This window comes from Methylobacterium aerolatum, from assembly GCF_022179085.1.
Classification (GTDB): Bacteria; Pseudomonadota; Alphaproteobacteria; order Rhizobiales; family Beijerinckiaceae; genus Methylobacterium; species Methylobacterium aerolatum.
Window position 1 is genome coordinate 103942 of sequence record NZ_BPQE01000015.1, and the last position, 12667, is coordinate 116608.

At 70.0% G+C, this 12667-nt stretch carries 11 protein-coding genes; 6 read left to right on the plus strand and 5 right to left on the minus strand.

Annotated features, from left to right (window positions below; all coding sequences use genetic code 11):
* Positions 1 to 270: 270 nt before the first annotated feature.
* Both MFF06_RS10955 and ilvD read right to left on the minus strand, forming a co-directional pair.
* The gene (locus tag MFF06_RS10955; protein ID WP_238203819.1) at positions 271 to 1104 is read right to left on the minus strand and encodes a tetratricopeptide repeat protein; all 834 of its coding nucleotides are present in this window, start codon (positions 1102 to 1104) and stop codon (positions 271 to 273) included.
* Between the two features lie 133 nt (positions 1105 to 1237).
* Positions 1238 to 2968, minus strand: a complete 1731-nt coding sequence (ilvD, locus tag MFF06_RS10960) for a dihydroxy-acid dehydratase (protein ID WP_238203725.1) — start codon at positions 2966 to 2968, stop codon at positions 1238 to 1240.
* A gap of 978 nt (positions 2969 to 3946) precedes the next feature.
* On the opposite strand from ilvD, the gene MFF06_RS10965 reads away from it, so the two are divergent.
* A complete protein-coding gene (locus tag MFF06_RS10965) occupies positions 3947 to 4123 on the plus strand; it encodes a hypothetical protein (protein ID WP_238203726.1) in 177 nt (58 codons plus the stop codon).
* 235 nt (positions 4124 to 4358) lie between these two features.
* On the opposite strand, the gene MFF06_RS10970 is transcribed toward MFF06_RS10965, so the two are convergent.
* Entirely contained in the window at positions 4359 to 5219 is an 861-nt protein-coding gene (locus MFF06_RS10970) for a transglutaminase-like domain-containing protein (protein ID WP_238203728.1), read from the minus strand.
* Positions 5220 to 5561: 342 nt separating this feature from the next.
* Here MFF06_RS10970 and MFF06_RS10975 point away from each other — a divergent pair, with 342 nt between their 5' ends.
* Both MFF06_RS10975 and MFF06_RS10980 read left to right on the plus strand, forming a co-directional pair.
* Positions 5562 to 5957, plus strand: a complete 396-nt coding sequence (locus MFF06_RS10975) for a DUF2267 domain-containing protein (RefSeq protein WP_238203730.1) — start codon at positions 5562 to 5564, stop codon at positions 5955 to 5957.
* A 210-nt stretch (positions 5958 to 6167) separates the two neighbouring features.
* Positions 6168 to 6386: a hypothetical protein gene (locus tag MFF06_RS10980; RefSeq protein WP_238203732.1), complete on the plus strand. Its 219-nt coding sequence runs from the start codon at positions 6168 to 6170 to the stop codon at positions 6384 to 6386.
* 74 nt (positions 6387 to 6460) lie between these two features.
* Here the strand turns inward: MFF06_RS10980 and MFF06_RS10985 are convergent, their stop codons facing one another.
* Both MFF06_RS10985 and MFF06_RS10990 read right to left on the minus strand, forming a co-directional pair.
* Complete coding sequence (locus MFF06_RS10985) at positions 6461 to 7498, minus strand: hypothetical protein (protein WP_238203734.1); 1038 nt, start codon at positions 7496 to 7498, stop codon at positions 6461 to 6463.
* A gap of 85 nt (positions 7499 to 7583) precedes the next feature.
* Complete coding sequence (locus MFF06_RS10990) at positions 7584 to 9659, minus strand: M3 family metallopeptidase (RefSeq protein WP_238203736.1); 2076 nt, start codon at positions 9657 to 9659, stop codon at positions 7584 to 7586.
* Between the two features lie 159 nt (positions 9660 to 9818).
* Between MFF06_RS10990 and MFF06_RS10995 the strand changes: the two genes are divergently transcribed.
* The 3 genes from MFF06_RS10995 to MFF06_RS11005 all read left to right on the plus strand — a co-directional run bounded on the left by MFF06_RS10995 (position 9819) and on the right by MFF06_RS11005 (position 12666).
* Positions 9819 to 10670, plus strand: coding sequence for an extensin family protein (locus MFF06_RS10995; RefSeq protein WP_238203738.1), 852 nt, complete (start codon positions 9819 to 9821; stop codon positions 10668 to 10670).
* A gap of 101 nt (positions 10671 to 10771) precedes the next feature.
* Positions 10772 to 11950 (plus strand): L,D-transpeptidase, encoded by a 1179-nt coding sequence (locus tag MFF06_RS11000; protein WP_370876743.1) that lies wholly within the window; start codon positions 10772 to 10774, stop codon positions 11948 to 11950.
* A 326-nt stretch (positions 11951 to 12276) separates the two neighbouring features.
* Entirely contained in the window at positions 12277 to 12666 is a 390-nt protein-coding gene (locus tag MFF06_RS11005; RefSeq protein WP_238203739.1) for a response regulator, read from the plus strand.
* Position 12667 lies beyond the last annotated feature (1 nt).

Below are 12667 nucleotides of genomic sequence, written 5' to 3' on the forward strand. Positions count from 1 at the left end.
CCCAGGAAGCCCTCCTCGTCTTTGCGAGCGGAGCGAAGCAACCCAGGGCAGCGGGCCGTTTCCGACCGTGGCGCATCCCTGGATTGCTTCGCTCCGCTCGCAAAGACGCGGGGGAAGCGACCTTTCCGGCCAGACTTTCAGGATGAGAGCCTTGAACGGGATCGCCCGCCGACCAGCCTGACCCCTGTGATGGGGGAGAGAACGGGGCCGGCGATCCCGGTCGGTTGCCCAGACGACGCCCGTGGTGAGGGGAGGGCCGGCACCCGCCCCTCACCGCCGCTTGATCGACCCCACCGTCTGCAATTGCGTCTGCGCCTCGGTCCGGTCGTCGGCGCTCGCCGCTGCCCAGTTCTTCTCGTAGAGGGAGACGATCCAGTCGTCCTTGCGTCCCTGCGCGCCGTCGCGGGCCAGCGAGAGCCAGACGAGGCCCTTCACCCGCTGTTGCGGCACGCCGCCGGCCCCGTTGACGAGGAGGTCGCCGAGGAGCGCCTGGGCCGGGTGATGCCCCTTCTCGGCGGCGAGGTTGAACCACCGTGCCGCCTGACGGGCGTCGCTCTCCACGCCGGTCCCGTCGAGGTAGAGCCGGGCGAGATTGTACTGGGCGTTGGGGTCGCCGTAGTACGACGCCGCGTAGTTGAACATGTCGTAGGCCCGCTCGGGGTTCGGGCGGACATAGGTCCCCTTGATCCCGTCGAGGAAATACGAGCCCAGGGCCGTGAAGGCGCTGCCGGTGACGGCCGCGTTCTGCGTGTCCCCGCCCTCGTCCGGACTGGCGTCGGCGATGCGCGAGAAGAACTCGAACGCCTTCAAGTCGTCGTGGGGCACCCCGTCGCCCTCGGCATACATCCGGCCGAGCTTCCACAGGGCGAGGGCATGGCCCTGGCCCGCAGCGTATTCCAGGGCGCGGGCCGCGCCTTCCTTGTCGCCGGCGTTGTAGTCGCGCACGCCGACCCGCAGAGCCTCCCGTGCCGAGCGGTAGCTCTTCTCGGCCACCGGCACGGGCGTCCGGACGAAGGCGTCGAGGGCCTTCGTGGCTGGAGCCTGCGCGAGCAGACCGAAGGCCAGGACCGCGAGGGCCACCGCGCCGAGGCGGCGCGGGGCCATCCCCGCCGGACCGGGCCGGCCGCGTGCAGCCTTCGAGCCGCGCCCGATCGCGATGCCATCGCGCACGGCCAGAAGATCCTGTCTCGACGCGCTCTCCTGCGCCGAACCGGTGTCCACTTCGGCGGCGAGCGCTCTAGACGTCAGCATAGCTCTCCGTCTCCCGCGCCCCACCCGGATGGGTGACGGCGCCGTACACGGCCGGGCCGACGCCCTGCGCGTACTTCCAGAGGTAGCCGGAGGTCGCGCTGTTCTCGCGCGGTGCCCAGGCCTTGCGGCGCTCGGCCAGCTCCTCGTCGCTCAGGGCGACGCTCAGCGTGCCGTCGATGGCGTTGAGGGTGATCATGTCGCCGTCCTTGAGCAGGCCGATCGGCCCGCCCACGGCGGCCTCGGGCCCGACATGGCCGACGCAGAAGCCGCGGGTGGCGCCGGAGAAGCGCCCATCGGTGATGAGGGCGACCTTCGAACCCATGCCCTGGCCGTAGAGGGCGGCGGTGGTGGAGAGCATCTCGCGCATGCCGGGGCCGCCGCGCGGACCCTCGTAGCGGATGACCAGCACGTCGCCTTCCTTGTAGGAGCGCGACTGCACGGCGGCGAAGCACGCCTCCTCACCGTCGAACACGCGGGCCGGGCCGGTGAAGACCTGCGCCTCCGGCGGCATGCCAGCCACCTTCACGATGGCGCCCTCGGGGGCGAGGTTGCCCTTGAGGCCGACGACGCCGCCGGTCGGGGTGATCGGCTGGTTGGCCGGGCGCACCACGTCCTGATCGGGGTTCCAGGTCACCTTCTCGAGGTTCTCGGCGATGGTCCGGCCGGTCACGGTCAGGCAGTCGCCGTGCAGGTAGCCGTGATCGAGCAGGGTCTTCATCAGAAGCGGGATGCCGCCGACCTCGAACATGTCCTTGGCGACGTAGCGCCCACCCGGCTTGAGGTCGGCGATGTACGGCGTGCGACGGAAAATCTCGGCCACGTCGAACAGGGTGAACTCGATCCCGCATTCGTGGGCGATGGCGGGCAGGTGCAGCGCCGCGTTGGTGGAGCCGCCGGAGGCCGCGACGGTGGCGGCCGCGTTCTCAAGCGCCTTGCGGGTCACGATGTCCCGGGGACGGATGCCCTTGGCGAGCAACTCCATCACCTTCTCGCCCGCCGTGGCGCAGAACTTGTCGCGGATCTCGTAGGGCGCCGGGGCGCCGGCCGAGTAGGGCAGGGCGAGGCCGATCGCCTCGGAGACGGTCGCCATCGTGTTGGCGGTGAACTGCGCGCCGCAGGCGCCGGCCGAGGGGCAGGCGACCTGTTCCAGCTCGTCGAGGTCCTCCAGGCTCATGTCGCCGACGGCGACCTTGCCCACGGCCTCGAACAGGTCCTGCACCGTGACCGGCTTGCCCCGGAAGGAGCCCGGCAGGATCGACCCGCCGTAGATGAAGATCGACGGCACATTGAGGCGCACCATGGCCATCATCATGCCCGGCAGGGACTTGTCGCAGCCCGCGAGGCCCACGAGGGCGTCGTAGGAGTGGCCGCGCATGGTCAACTCGACGGAATCGGCGATCACCTCGCGGGACGGCAGGGAGGCGCGCATGCCGCCGTGGCCCATGGCGATGCCGTCGGTGACGGTGATGGTGCAGAACTCGCGCGGCGTGCCGCTGGCGGCGGCGACACCCTTCTTCACGGCCTGCGCCTGACGCATCAGCGAGATGTTGCAGGGTGCGGCCTCGTTCCAGCAGGAGGCGACGCCGACCAGCGGCTGGTGGATCTGCTCGCGGGTCAGGCCCATGGCGTAGAGGTACGAGCGATGGGGCGCGCGATCCGGCCCCTCGGTCACGTGGCGGCTCGGCAGTTTCGACTTGTCGTTCACACGCGCGTCCATGACCCACACCGCAGTTCTGCTTCGCCTCGGGCGGAGGATGCGGGACGGCGCCTCGCACCGCTCGTCGCGATGCGCCGATACTTTGCCCGCTCTCGCCGAAGGCTGACTTTTGCACCCGGTAAATCTTTGGCAAGACTGCCCTTTACCGTGGGTGCCGAAGTGGGCTTGGACTATGGCGGGATCGCGGCGCCCGCGCGTAGGATCGGGGGCGGTGCCGGGATGGTTTTGCGGTGTTGCGACCCCGCCACAGCCACGCTTCGGACGGGGGCGGCTCCGTCAACGCGCATCGTTTCGGGATGTCGGCTGAACCGCCGTCAGGGCGAGCGCCGCGAAGCCATCCAGTGGCGCAGGACCGCCGACAGAGGATGGCGCTTGCCAGAGCGTTTTCGGTTTGATCCGGATCGCCTGCTTGACCGTCTCTGCGAGCGAAGCGAAGCAATCCAGGGACCCGCCACGTCCGGTCAGGTCCCGCTGCCCTGGATTGCTTCGCTTCGCTCGCAAGGACGGGGCGGCGTATGATCCAGGCTTCCCGAAAACGCTCGAGGACCCGGAGCAACAGGCGTGCGGAGAAGGCCCGCGCGATTCGGGCTCGATTCGCTCGGCGCGCAGCTCTGAATTGAATGGCTTTGCCGGCAATGAAGTCTGCGGTTGGAAAGACGGCGAGGCCGGGTGCAGGCTCCCTCGGGAGGCCCGCCGGCCCCCCTTGACCCCCCTCCACAGGAACCGCTTAGGTAGCCCCAGGGCGGTACGCGTCGCCCCGGGGTGTGGAAATCCCTCACAAGACGGCTTGGCGCCCGCTGGCTTGGGCGCCGTTATCCTTGACCCTGCGGTCGGGGAGCCTGCGACGCATGTCCAGGCGCTCCGGTGCTAAGGGTCGTAGGAGCCGATCTTGTGCGGTTTTCCAACTCCCCGACTGGGGGTGGTCGAGGCTCGTCACGCGGGGGCGTACCGCTGACATGGGTTTGGCGGAAGTTGGCCATGGACACTGTCTACACCGCGGAAGAGCGACGGCTGCTCGTGTCGAGCCTTCGTCTTCTGTTCGACGCCCTGGTGCGGCAGCCGACGGACGATCCGCTGAAACACCAATCGCGGGAATCCCTCAGGCGGATCCTCTCCCTTCTGGAGGGGGAGGGCGCGCGGTTGCCGCCCTCTTGAGACACCACAAAAGACCCGGAGCCGTCGCCGATGGAGTTGAGCCACGCCCGTCGATGGCACCCTGCTCGTCCTCGACGCGCGAAAGCGAAGCAATCCAGGGATGCGAACCGTACGGAAGCGTCCCGTAGTCCTGGATCGCTTCGCTGCGCTGCGCGAGCGCTGACGACGACGAGCCTCTCACGAAACTCCCGGTGGACGCGGGTTTTGTGAAGGGCTGGAAGGCAGCGAAGGCCCCTCAGGCGGCGCCCGCATGGGGCGCAGGCACCTCCGTGGAGATCGCCTCGACGGTTCGCGGCGTCGGGCTGCCCTGGCCGTCCGCGCGCTGGATGCGGATCTGCTGGTTGACCGGCTGCATGTTGCCGTAGGGCGTGGAGAAGGCGATCTCGGCGGCGTCGCGGCCGACGCCGATCCGCACGAGGCCATCGGGATCGGCCTGCCGGGTCGCGTCGAACAGCCACCAGCGCCCGTCGAGATAGGCTTCGAACACCGCGTGGAAGTCGCTCGGCACGAGGCCGTGGGCGTAGCAGCTCACGAACCGGGCGGGGATGCCGAGCGCCCGGCAGAAGGCCGTGCCGAGATGGGCGAAATCCCGGCACACCCCCGCCCGCTTGAGGAGGGATTCGTGCGCCGTCGTCTGTTCGTCGCTGGAGCCGGGCTGGTAGGCGAGGTGATCGTGGATCCAGTTGCAGATCGCGTTCACCCGTTGGTGCCCCTTCGGCAGGGCGCCGAACTCGGCCTGGGCGAAGGGCGTCAGCCGGTCCGAGGAGACGAAGCGGCTCGGCAGCAGGTAGGGCAGGATGTCGATGGGGAGCTGCGCGATCGGCGTCTCGTTGATCGTCGCCGGGTCGGCCCGATGCACCGTCAACTCGACGTCGGCCTCGTATTCGAGGGAGAACGGCCCGGTCGGCACGTTGACGCCGAGGTAGCGGTTCTTCGTGTCGGGATGGATGTAGCTCTCCCGCCTCAGGTCCGGCGCGAGCGTCAGCGTCTCGCGGAGGATCTCGACGCTCTTCAGCTTCGCGACCTCGAGGTTGAAGATGAATGTCGTGTCCGCGAGGATCGTGTAGGACAGGCTGCAACCCAGCGTGTAGCGCATCGAAACTGTCCCTGTCGGCCCGGTGTAAGCTAACCCGGCAAAGCGGCATCGATGGCGACGGTTCCCCGGTCACCTGCCTGAAAAACCGCCGCCGGCTCAGCGTTTTGCCCTCATCGGCGGCAGGGGCGCCGATGGCCGCGTCCGTTCGGGCCGTAGCCCCTGCGGCGCCGCCGGGCGATCGGGTGGGACAGCCCGCGGCACTGCCCGCACGATGGGCAGGGGCGGCGCGTTCCCGGGGCGGCCGGCGGCACCCTCCGGGGGCTTTGGCGCGTCGGGCTGCTTGATTTCCCCGGTGGCAAGGCCGAAGGACGGTTTTGATTTCCTCTAAACGAGACGGGACCGATGGAAGAACTGCTCGCCCGCGTGTGTGACCGAACCGGCCTCGACGCCGGCACCGCGCGCACCGCGCTCGGACACATTCTGGCCTTCCTGCAGAAGGAGGGCCCGGAGGCCGAGGTGAACCAGCTCATGGCCGCCCTGCCGGGCTCCGAATCCCTCATCGCGGAGGCAAATGCCGGAGACAGCGGCGGCGGCGGCGGCCTCATGGGAATGCTCGGCGGCATGATGGGCGGCGGCGGCGTCATGGCGCTCGGCCAGAAGCTCATGGCGGCGGGCGTGCCGATGGGCCAGATGCAGGCGCTCGGTCAAGAACTGTTCACTGTCGGCCGTGAAAAGGCGGGTGAAGATGTAATGGGCCCTATCGTCGGCTCAATACCGGGTTTGAATCAGTTCGTATAATCGGGAACACTGTTTTCGCGGCGCGGAATCACTGTCGTCGCGGAAACCTGTGCGTTACCGCACTGCGGCGCGGGTCGGGGCTGGTAAACATTAAAAAAACATGATCCAGCCCGAACTTCGGCGGAACTGACAATCGGCTGTCCCCGTTATTCTCGGGTGCAGCGGTTCCCGTCGAAGTATCGCCGGCTGCCACGACCCCGCAGGCCGTCCATGCCCGTATTCGACGCCAAGCATCCGGAACAGGATTTCGAAGGCCAGGCGCTGCTGGGCGCTCTGCTCTATCCCTCGCGGGCGGCACGCATCCGGGCACTCCGGGCTGGGCAGCGGCGGCTGGAGCGCAACCCGTTCCTCATCGAGCCGATGACGATGGAGCCGCGTCTGCCCCTGACCGGCGACGACCTCGCACCGGTCGCGGCGCCGCAGCGGTAAGGGGACGTCGCCGCGCTTCCTTCATCCCATCGCGCCGTGCGCAGCGGCGTGTGCCTAGATGCCGAACGGCGCCATTACCAGGGTTGAGGCGTCACGACGCCCGTCCGGGTCACGACGACCCAGTTCCGGCCCTGCCTCTCGATCCCCTCGACCCGTCCCGCTCCCGGCAGGGTGTCGCCGGGCATCACCTGATACAGGCGGCGGTTGCGTGCTTCGACGATGGCCGCACCCTCGAACACGTCGCGGAGGGCGAGGTTCTCGAGCACCGGCGGCCGTCCCGGCGCGGCGGCCTTCACCGGCTCGGGCGCCCTGACCTCGACCTTGGCGTCGATGGGGCGCGCCTCCGGGGCCTTCGCCTCGGCCGGCTTCTCCGCGATCCGCTCGCGCGGTTCGGCGAGGCTTCCAGTCTGCGTGGGCTCCGCCTTCGCCACGGCGAGTTTCGAGAGGGCCGACAGGCGCGTCGCCTGCTCCCGCTCGGCCTGATCGATCCGCTCGCCCAGGCCCGCGATCTTCGCCGTCAGGCTCTTGTCGAGCTGGCCGATCCTGTCGGAGACGGCACCGCCCTTGCCGTCCTTGCGGGCGGCGTCGGTGGCGGCCTTCAACTCCGCGAGGCCCTGTTCCAGCTTGGCGAGGGTCGCGGCGACCTTGGCCGTATCGGCGCGATTGGCTTCCATCGCCGTCGCCAGGGAGAGTACGGCGGCGTTCGGCGTGGCCTCGTGCGCGCTGCCCAGGGACAGGGCGCCCGCCCCGAGGATCGCGCCGAGCACCAGGGCGGTGCCCGCCACGGCCGCGAGGCGTGGCTCGGTTCCGCGCAGGCCCGACGAGAGACGCCGTGCCGCCGCGAGCACCGAGGTGGCGGCGGCGCCCTCACGCCGTCCGGCCGCAGCCGACGTCGTCTCGGGCGGCCTCGCCCCGGTATGTCGGGACTCGGTCCGATCGGCGCCGACCTTGATCTCCATCGTCGGGCGCGGGGTGTCCGGGGCGGGCGCCTTCGCCTCCGCAGGTTGCGCGTCCCGTGGGGGCGCATCCGCCTGCGCCGCGTCCTTGGCGCCGATGGCTGCCTTGAGCAGATCGTCCGGCGAGGTCGCCGGTTTGGCTTCCGTCGTCGTCATCGCCCATCACTCCCGGTTGCCCTGACTGTCGCAACCGAGCGTTAAGGACGTTTCTTTACCGAAACCTTACCGTCCGAGATGCGCCTCAGGCGGCGAGCCCCCGCTTCTTCAGGAGCGGCTGGATGCTCGGCAGGCGTCCCCGGAAGGCGGTGTAGGCCGCGCGCGGATCGCGCAGGTTGCCCGCCCCGTAGATGTAGGTCCGCAGGCGCGCGGCGGTCTCGGGGTGGAAGATGTCCCCCGCCTCCCGGAAGGCGTCGAAGGCGTCCGCGTCGAGCACCTCGGACCAGAGATAGCTATAGTAGCCCGCCGCGTAGCCCTCCCCGCCGAAGATGTGCGCGAAGTGCGGGGAGCGGTGGCGCATGGCGATCTCCTGCGGGATCGCGATGCGGCGCAGGGTGTCCTCCTCGAAGGCCGGGATGTCGATCCCGCCCTCGCCCTCGGCGGAGAGGTGGAGCGTCATGTCGACGAGGGCCGAGGCCGTGTACTCCACGGTGGCGAAACCCTGGTTGAAGGTCCGCGCGGCCAGCATCCGGGCGAGCAGATCCTCCGGCATGGGCGCGCCGGTCTCATGGTGGCGGGCATGGGCGCGCAGGATCTCGGGCTGCTCCAGCCAGTGCTCGTAGAGCTGCGAGGGCAGTTCCACGAAGTCGCTCGACACGGCGGTGCCCGCCAGCATCGGGTAGGTCACGTCCGAGAGGAGGCCGTGCAGGGCGTGGCCGAACTCGTGGAACAGGGTGCGGGCGTCGTCGAAGGACAGGAGGGTCGGCTGGCCCTCCGGCGCCTTGGCGAAGTTCATCACGTTCACGATGATCGGCGTCACCGGCCCGTCGAGGCGTTCCTGGGAGCGGAAGGCGCTCATCCAGGCGCCGGACCGCTTGGAGGCCCGGGCGAAGTAGTCGCCGAGGAACAGGCCGACCTCCCCGCCATCGGCATTGCCCACGCGCCAGACCCGGAGGTCCGGGTGGTAGCGCGGCACGTCTTGCAACTCCTCGAAGGTCAAGCCGAACAGGCGGCTCGCCGTGTCGAAGGAGGCCGCGATCATCCGCTCCAGGGGCAGGTACGCCTTCACCTCGCTCTCATCGAGGTCGTGCTCCGCCCGGCGCAGCTTCTCGGCGTAGTGGCGCCAATCGTGCGCGCGCAGCGGGAAATTATGGCCCTCGGCCTGGACGATGGCCTGGAGCCGGTCGCGCTCGGACAGCGCCCGGGCGCGGGCCGGGGTCCAGACGTCTCGCAACAGCTCCATGGCGGCATCGGGCGTCGCCGCCATTGTGTCGTCGAGCTTGAAGTGTGCGTAGCTGTCGTAGCCGAGCAGCCGGGCGCGCTCGGCCCTGAGCTTCACGATTTCGGCCATTACCGACCGGTTGTCGGTGTCGCCGCCGGATTCGCCCCGGCGGATCCAGGCCTCGTAGGCGCGCTCGCGCAGGTCGCGGCGGGTGGAGAAGACGAGGAACGGCTCGATCAGCGAGCGCGAGAGGGTGATGACGTGCCCGTCGAGGCCGCGCTCCCTGGCGGCGCTGGCGGCGGCCGCGCGCAGGAAGGGAGGGAGGCCCGCGAGGTCGTCCTCGCCGTTCAGCGGCAGGGTGAAGCTGCTCTCGTCCGCCAGCAGGTTCTGGCTGAACTGCGTGCCGAGCTGCGACAGGCGCTCGGCGATGGCCGCCATGCGCGCCTTCGCCTCGGGGGCGAGTTCCGCCCCGGCCCGACGGAAGCGGATGCGGATGCGTGCCAGCACCCGCTTCTCCTCATCGGTGAGGGATTCACCCTCGGGGTCGATGGCGGAGATCCGGGCGAAGAGCTGCGGGTTGAGATAGATGGCGCTTCCGTGCCGGGCCAGCTTCGGGCCGATCTCGCGCTCGATCGCCTGGAGGTCCGGGTTCGTGTGGCTGCCGGTGAGGTTGTAGAAGACGCCCGCCACCCGGTCGAGGGCGCGGCCCGCCCGCTCCATCGCGGCGACGGTGTTGGCGAAGGTCGGCGCCTCGGGGTCGGCGGCGATCGCCGCGATCTCGGCCTCGTGGACGGCGAGGGCCGCGTCGAAGGCCGGGCGGTAATGCTCCGGCCGGATCCGCTCGAAGGGCGGCAGGCCGTAGGGCGTGCTCCAGCGGTCCTCCGAGAAGGGGTTGTCCTGCGGCAAGCGGTCGAGACCGGCGGCGAGATGATCCGGCATGCATGTCCCTCTTCGAGCGCGGGGCCGAACGGCCCGGAGGCCGGTCCGGGACCCGCAGGGGCCGTTGTCCACCCTTCCGCTTCCGCCCGCAACCGCGGAGCGGTGATCCGATGGCCGCTTCGGCCGTTATGTCCGGTCGGCGGCGGGGGGCGGAAATCGATGGCGTGGAGACTGTGGAGCGTGGCGGGCCTCATCGCCGCGACGGTGAGCGTGTCGGCTCTGGCCGCCGAACCGATTCCGGCCGAGGCCGTGCCGACGCCGCCCGAGCGCCCGGCCGGGCTGCTCCCGACGCCGCTGACCGAGCCCCCTCCGCCGCCCCCGGCGAGGCCCCCGGACCTGACCCCGGCCGCTCCGACCAAAGCGGTCGAGGACGGGGCGCCGCCTGCGGCGATGCCGGTGCCGCCGCCATCCCCACCCGAACGTCCCGCCGACCTGTCCGGCGAGGCGGCCCTCGCCCTCAAGGTCGCCCCGCCCGACGACGAGGCGTGCCGGATCCGGCTCAGGCGCCTCGGCGCCGCCTTCGAGCCCCTTCCGCCGATCGCCGAGGGCCAGTGCACCGCGCCCCTGCCGCTGAAGGTCACCGCGTTGGCCGACGGCGTCGCACTCAAGCCCGCCGCGACGCTCACCTGCCGGGCGGCGGAGAACCTCGCCCGCTGGACGACCGAGGTGCAGGTCTCGGCGCAGCGCACCTTCGGCCAGCCGCTGACGGGCCTGGAGATCGGCGGATCCTACGTCTGCCGCGGCCAGAACCACGACCTCGATGCCAAGCTCAGCGAGCACGCCTTCGCGGGCGCCGTCGACATCATGGGGTTCTCCGTGGCGGGGCGCGCGCCGATCCCCGTCCGGGGGGCGCCGCCGGACCAGCCCGAGGGCGCCTTCCTGGCATCGACCAGGTCCACGGCCTGCGCCTTCTTCCGCACGGTCCTCGGTCCGGGTTCGAACGCCGCCCACGCCAACCACTTCCATTTCGACGAGCGCGAGCGCACCGCCGGGCATCGCCTCTGCGAGTGAGCGGTGCGACAGCGCGGCCCCGGAACGGGACGCGCCTTCGGAAGCTTGTGGGCACCAGATCGTGGCGAGCCCCGAGCGTGGGCGGACGGAGCAAGAGGGCAATGCAAAGACCGTGGACGATGGCCGCGATCGCGCTGGCGGTGCTGTCCCTGCCCGCCGTAGCCAAGGATGCGCCCCGCAAGGACGCGGCCGGCGAGGCGCGCCCGGATGGCGGGCGCTCCGGGTCTCCGGCGAAGCCCGATACCGCCGGCCCGCTGACCGCGGAGGCGATCAACGGCGCGACCTTCGCCCCGCCGGCGACCGACAGGGCCGAGGACGGCAAGGGCAAGGACAAGGACAAGCGCGCCGAGAAGGCGTCCCGCCCGGATCCCAAGGCGAAGGAGGCCGGGGACAAGGCGCCGGACCCGCTCACCGTGAAGGCGCAGGTTCTCCTCGACCGCGCGCGGTTCTCGCCGGGTGCCATCGACGGGCTCCAGGGAGACAACTACCACCGGGCCATCGCCGCCTTCGCTGCCGCCCGGAACCTCCCCGCCACCGACCGCCTGACGCCCGAGGTCTGGGAAGCCCTTCAGTCCGGCGACAGGGAGCCGGCCGTGAGGGACTACACGGTGACGGAGGCCGACGCGGAAGGGCCCTACACCACGCGGATCCCGCGCAAGATGGAGGAGCAGGCCGACCTCGACGCCCTCGGCTACACCAACGCCCGCGAGATGCTGGCCGAGCGCTTCCATATGAGCCGCGATCTCCTCACCGCCCTCAATCCCGGCAAGCCCCTGGACAAGGCGGGCACCGTGCTGACCGTCGCCGCCGTGCAGCCGATGGCCGACGACAAGCCGAAGGGGAAGGATCTGCCGCAGGATCCGAAGGTCGAGCGCATCACCGTCGACAAGACGAATCGCGACCTGCGCGCATTTGGCGCGGACGGAAAGCTTCTGGCTTATTATCCCGCATCCATCGGGAGCGACGAGAAACCCGCGCCGAGCGGCGAGACGACCGTGAAGGGCGTGGCCTTCAATCCGACCTATACCTACAACCCGAAGTATGGGTTCAAGGGCGTCAAGACGAAGCGGAAATTCTCGATCAAGGCCGGTCCGAACAACCCGGTCGGCGTGGTGTGGATCGACCTCGCCATCCCGAGCTACGGCATTCACGGCACGCCCGAGCCCGAGCGCGTGAGCAAGACGGAGTCCCACGGTTGCATCCGCCTCACCAACTGGAGCGCCCGCGACCTCGCCCTGCACGTCGCGCGGGGGGCCAAGGTCGATTTCAAGGATGAGTGACCCGACTCCGGCCGACCGGTTCCCCGAGGCGGGTCGGCCGGCCGCGCCCCGCGCGGGCCTCCGCCGAAGTCCGCGCCGACTTCACGCTGAAGTTGCATTCGGGACGCAGGCGGCGGAAAATGTTTCCGACCTTAACATTGTGTGTCCCCTAACCCCCGGCGGTGTCAGCCAGTCGCTTGACACACTCGCGCTTGTGGGCGACCCAGCCTGAGGTCCCGTCGGCTCGGCGGTGGCATGACGTCCGCGGACATGCCCCGTGACCCGGGTCCTGGTTGATCGCTCCGAAACGACCCCGTCGGGGGACAACGAAGGGAAGACGGCCCGGCGTGACTGCTGACCCAAACGACGACCTGCTCAACGGTGTCCGCGTTCTCGTCGTCGAGGACGAAGCAGCCATTTCCATGCTGCTGGAGGACATGCTGCTCGATTTCGGGTGCACGGTCGTCGGGCCGGCGGCACGCCTCAACACCGCCCTCGAGATGGCGGCCCAGGAGTCCTTCGACATCGCCATCCTCGACGTGAACGTGGCGGGTGAGCCGATCTACCCGGTGGCCGAGGCCATCGTGGCCCGGGACAAGCCGATCATCTTCTCCACCGGCTACGGTGGCGCGGGCATCCGCGAGCCCTTCCGTGACCGCCCGGTGGTCCAGAAGCCGTTCAGCCAAGCCGATCTGAAACGCACGCTGATCGGGGCGGTCCGCAAGGCGAAGGGCTGAG

Coding starts and splice junctions, on each gene's coding strand:
- MFF06_RS10955 (WP_238203819.1), bottom strand. CDS start 1,104: ATGGCCCCGCGCCGCCTCGGCGCGGTGGCCCTCGCGGTCCTGGCCTTC.
- ilvD (WP_238203725.1), bottom strand. CDS start 2,968: ATGGACGCGCGTGTGAACGACAAGTCGAAACTGCCGAGCCGCCACGTG.
- MFF06_RS10965 (WP_238203726.1), top strand. CDS start 3,947: ATGGACACTGTCTACACCGCGGAAGAGCGACGGCTGCTCGTGTCGAGC.
- MFF06_RS10970 (WP_238203728.1), bottom strand. CDS start 5,219: ATGCGCTACACGCTGGGTTGCAGCCTGTCCTACACGATCCTCGCGGAC.
- MFF06_RS10975 (WP_238203730.1), top strand. CDS start 5,562: ATGGAAGAACTGCTCGCCCGCGTGTGTGACCGAACCGGCCTCGACGCC.
- MFF06_RS10980 (WP_238203732.1), top strand. CDS start 6,168: ATGCCCGTATTCGACGCCAAGCATCCGGAACAGGATTTCGAAGGCCAG.
- MFF06_RS10985 (WP_238203734.1), bottom strand. CDS start 7,498: ATGACGACGACGGAAGCCAAACCGGCGACCTCGCCGGACGATCTGCTC.
- MFF06_RS10990 (WP_238203736.1), bottom strand. CDS start 9,659: ATGCCGGATCATCTCGCCGCCGGTCTCGACCGCTTGCCGCAGGACAAC.
- MFF06_RS10995 (WP_238203738.1), top strand. CDS start 9,819: ATGGCGTGGAGACTGTGGAGCGTGGCGGGCCTCATCGCCGCGACGGTG.
- MFF06_RS11000 (WP_370876743.1), top strand. CDS start 10,772: ATGCAAAGACCGTGGACGATGGCCGCGATCGCGCTGGCGGTGCTGTCC.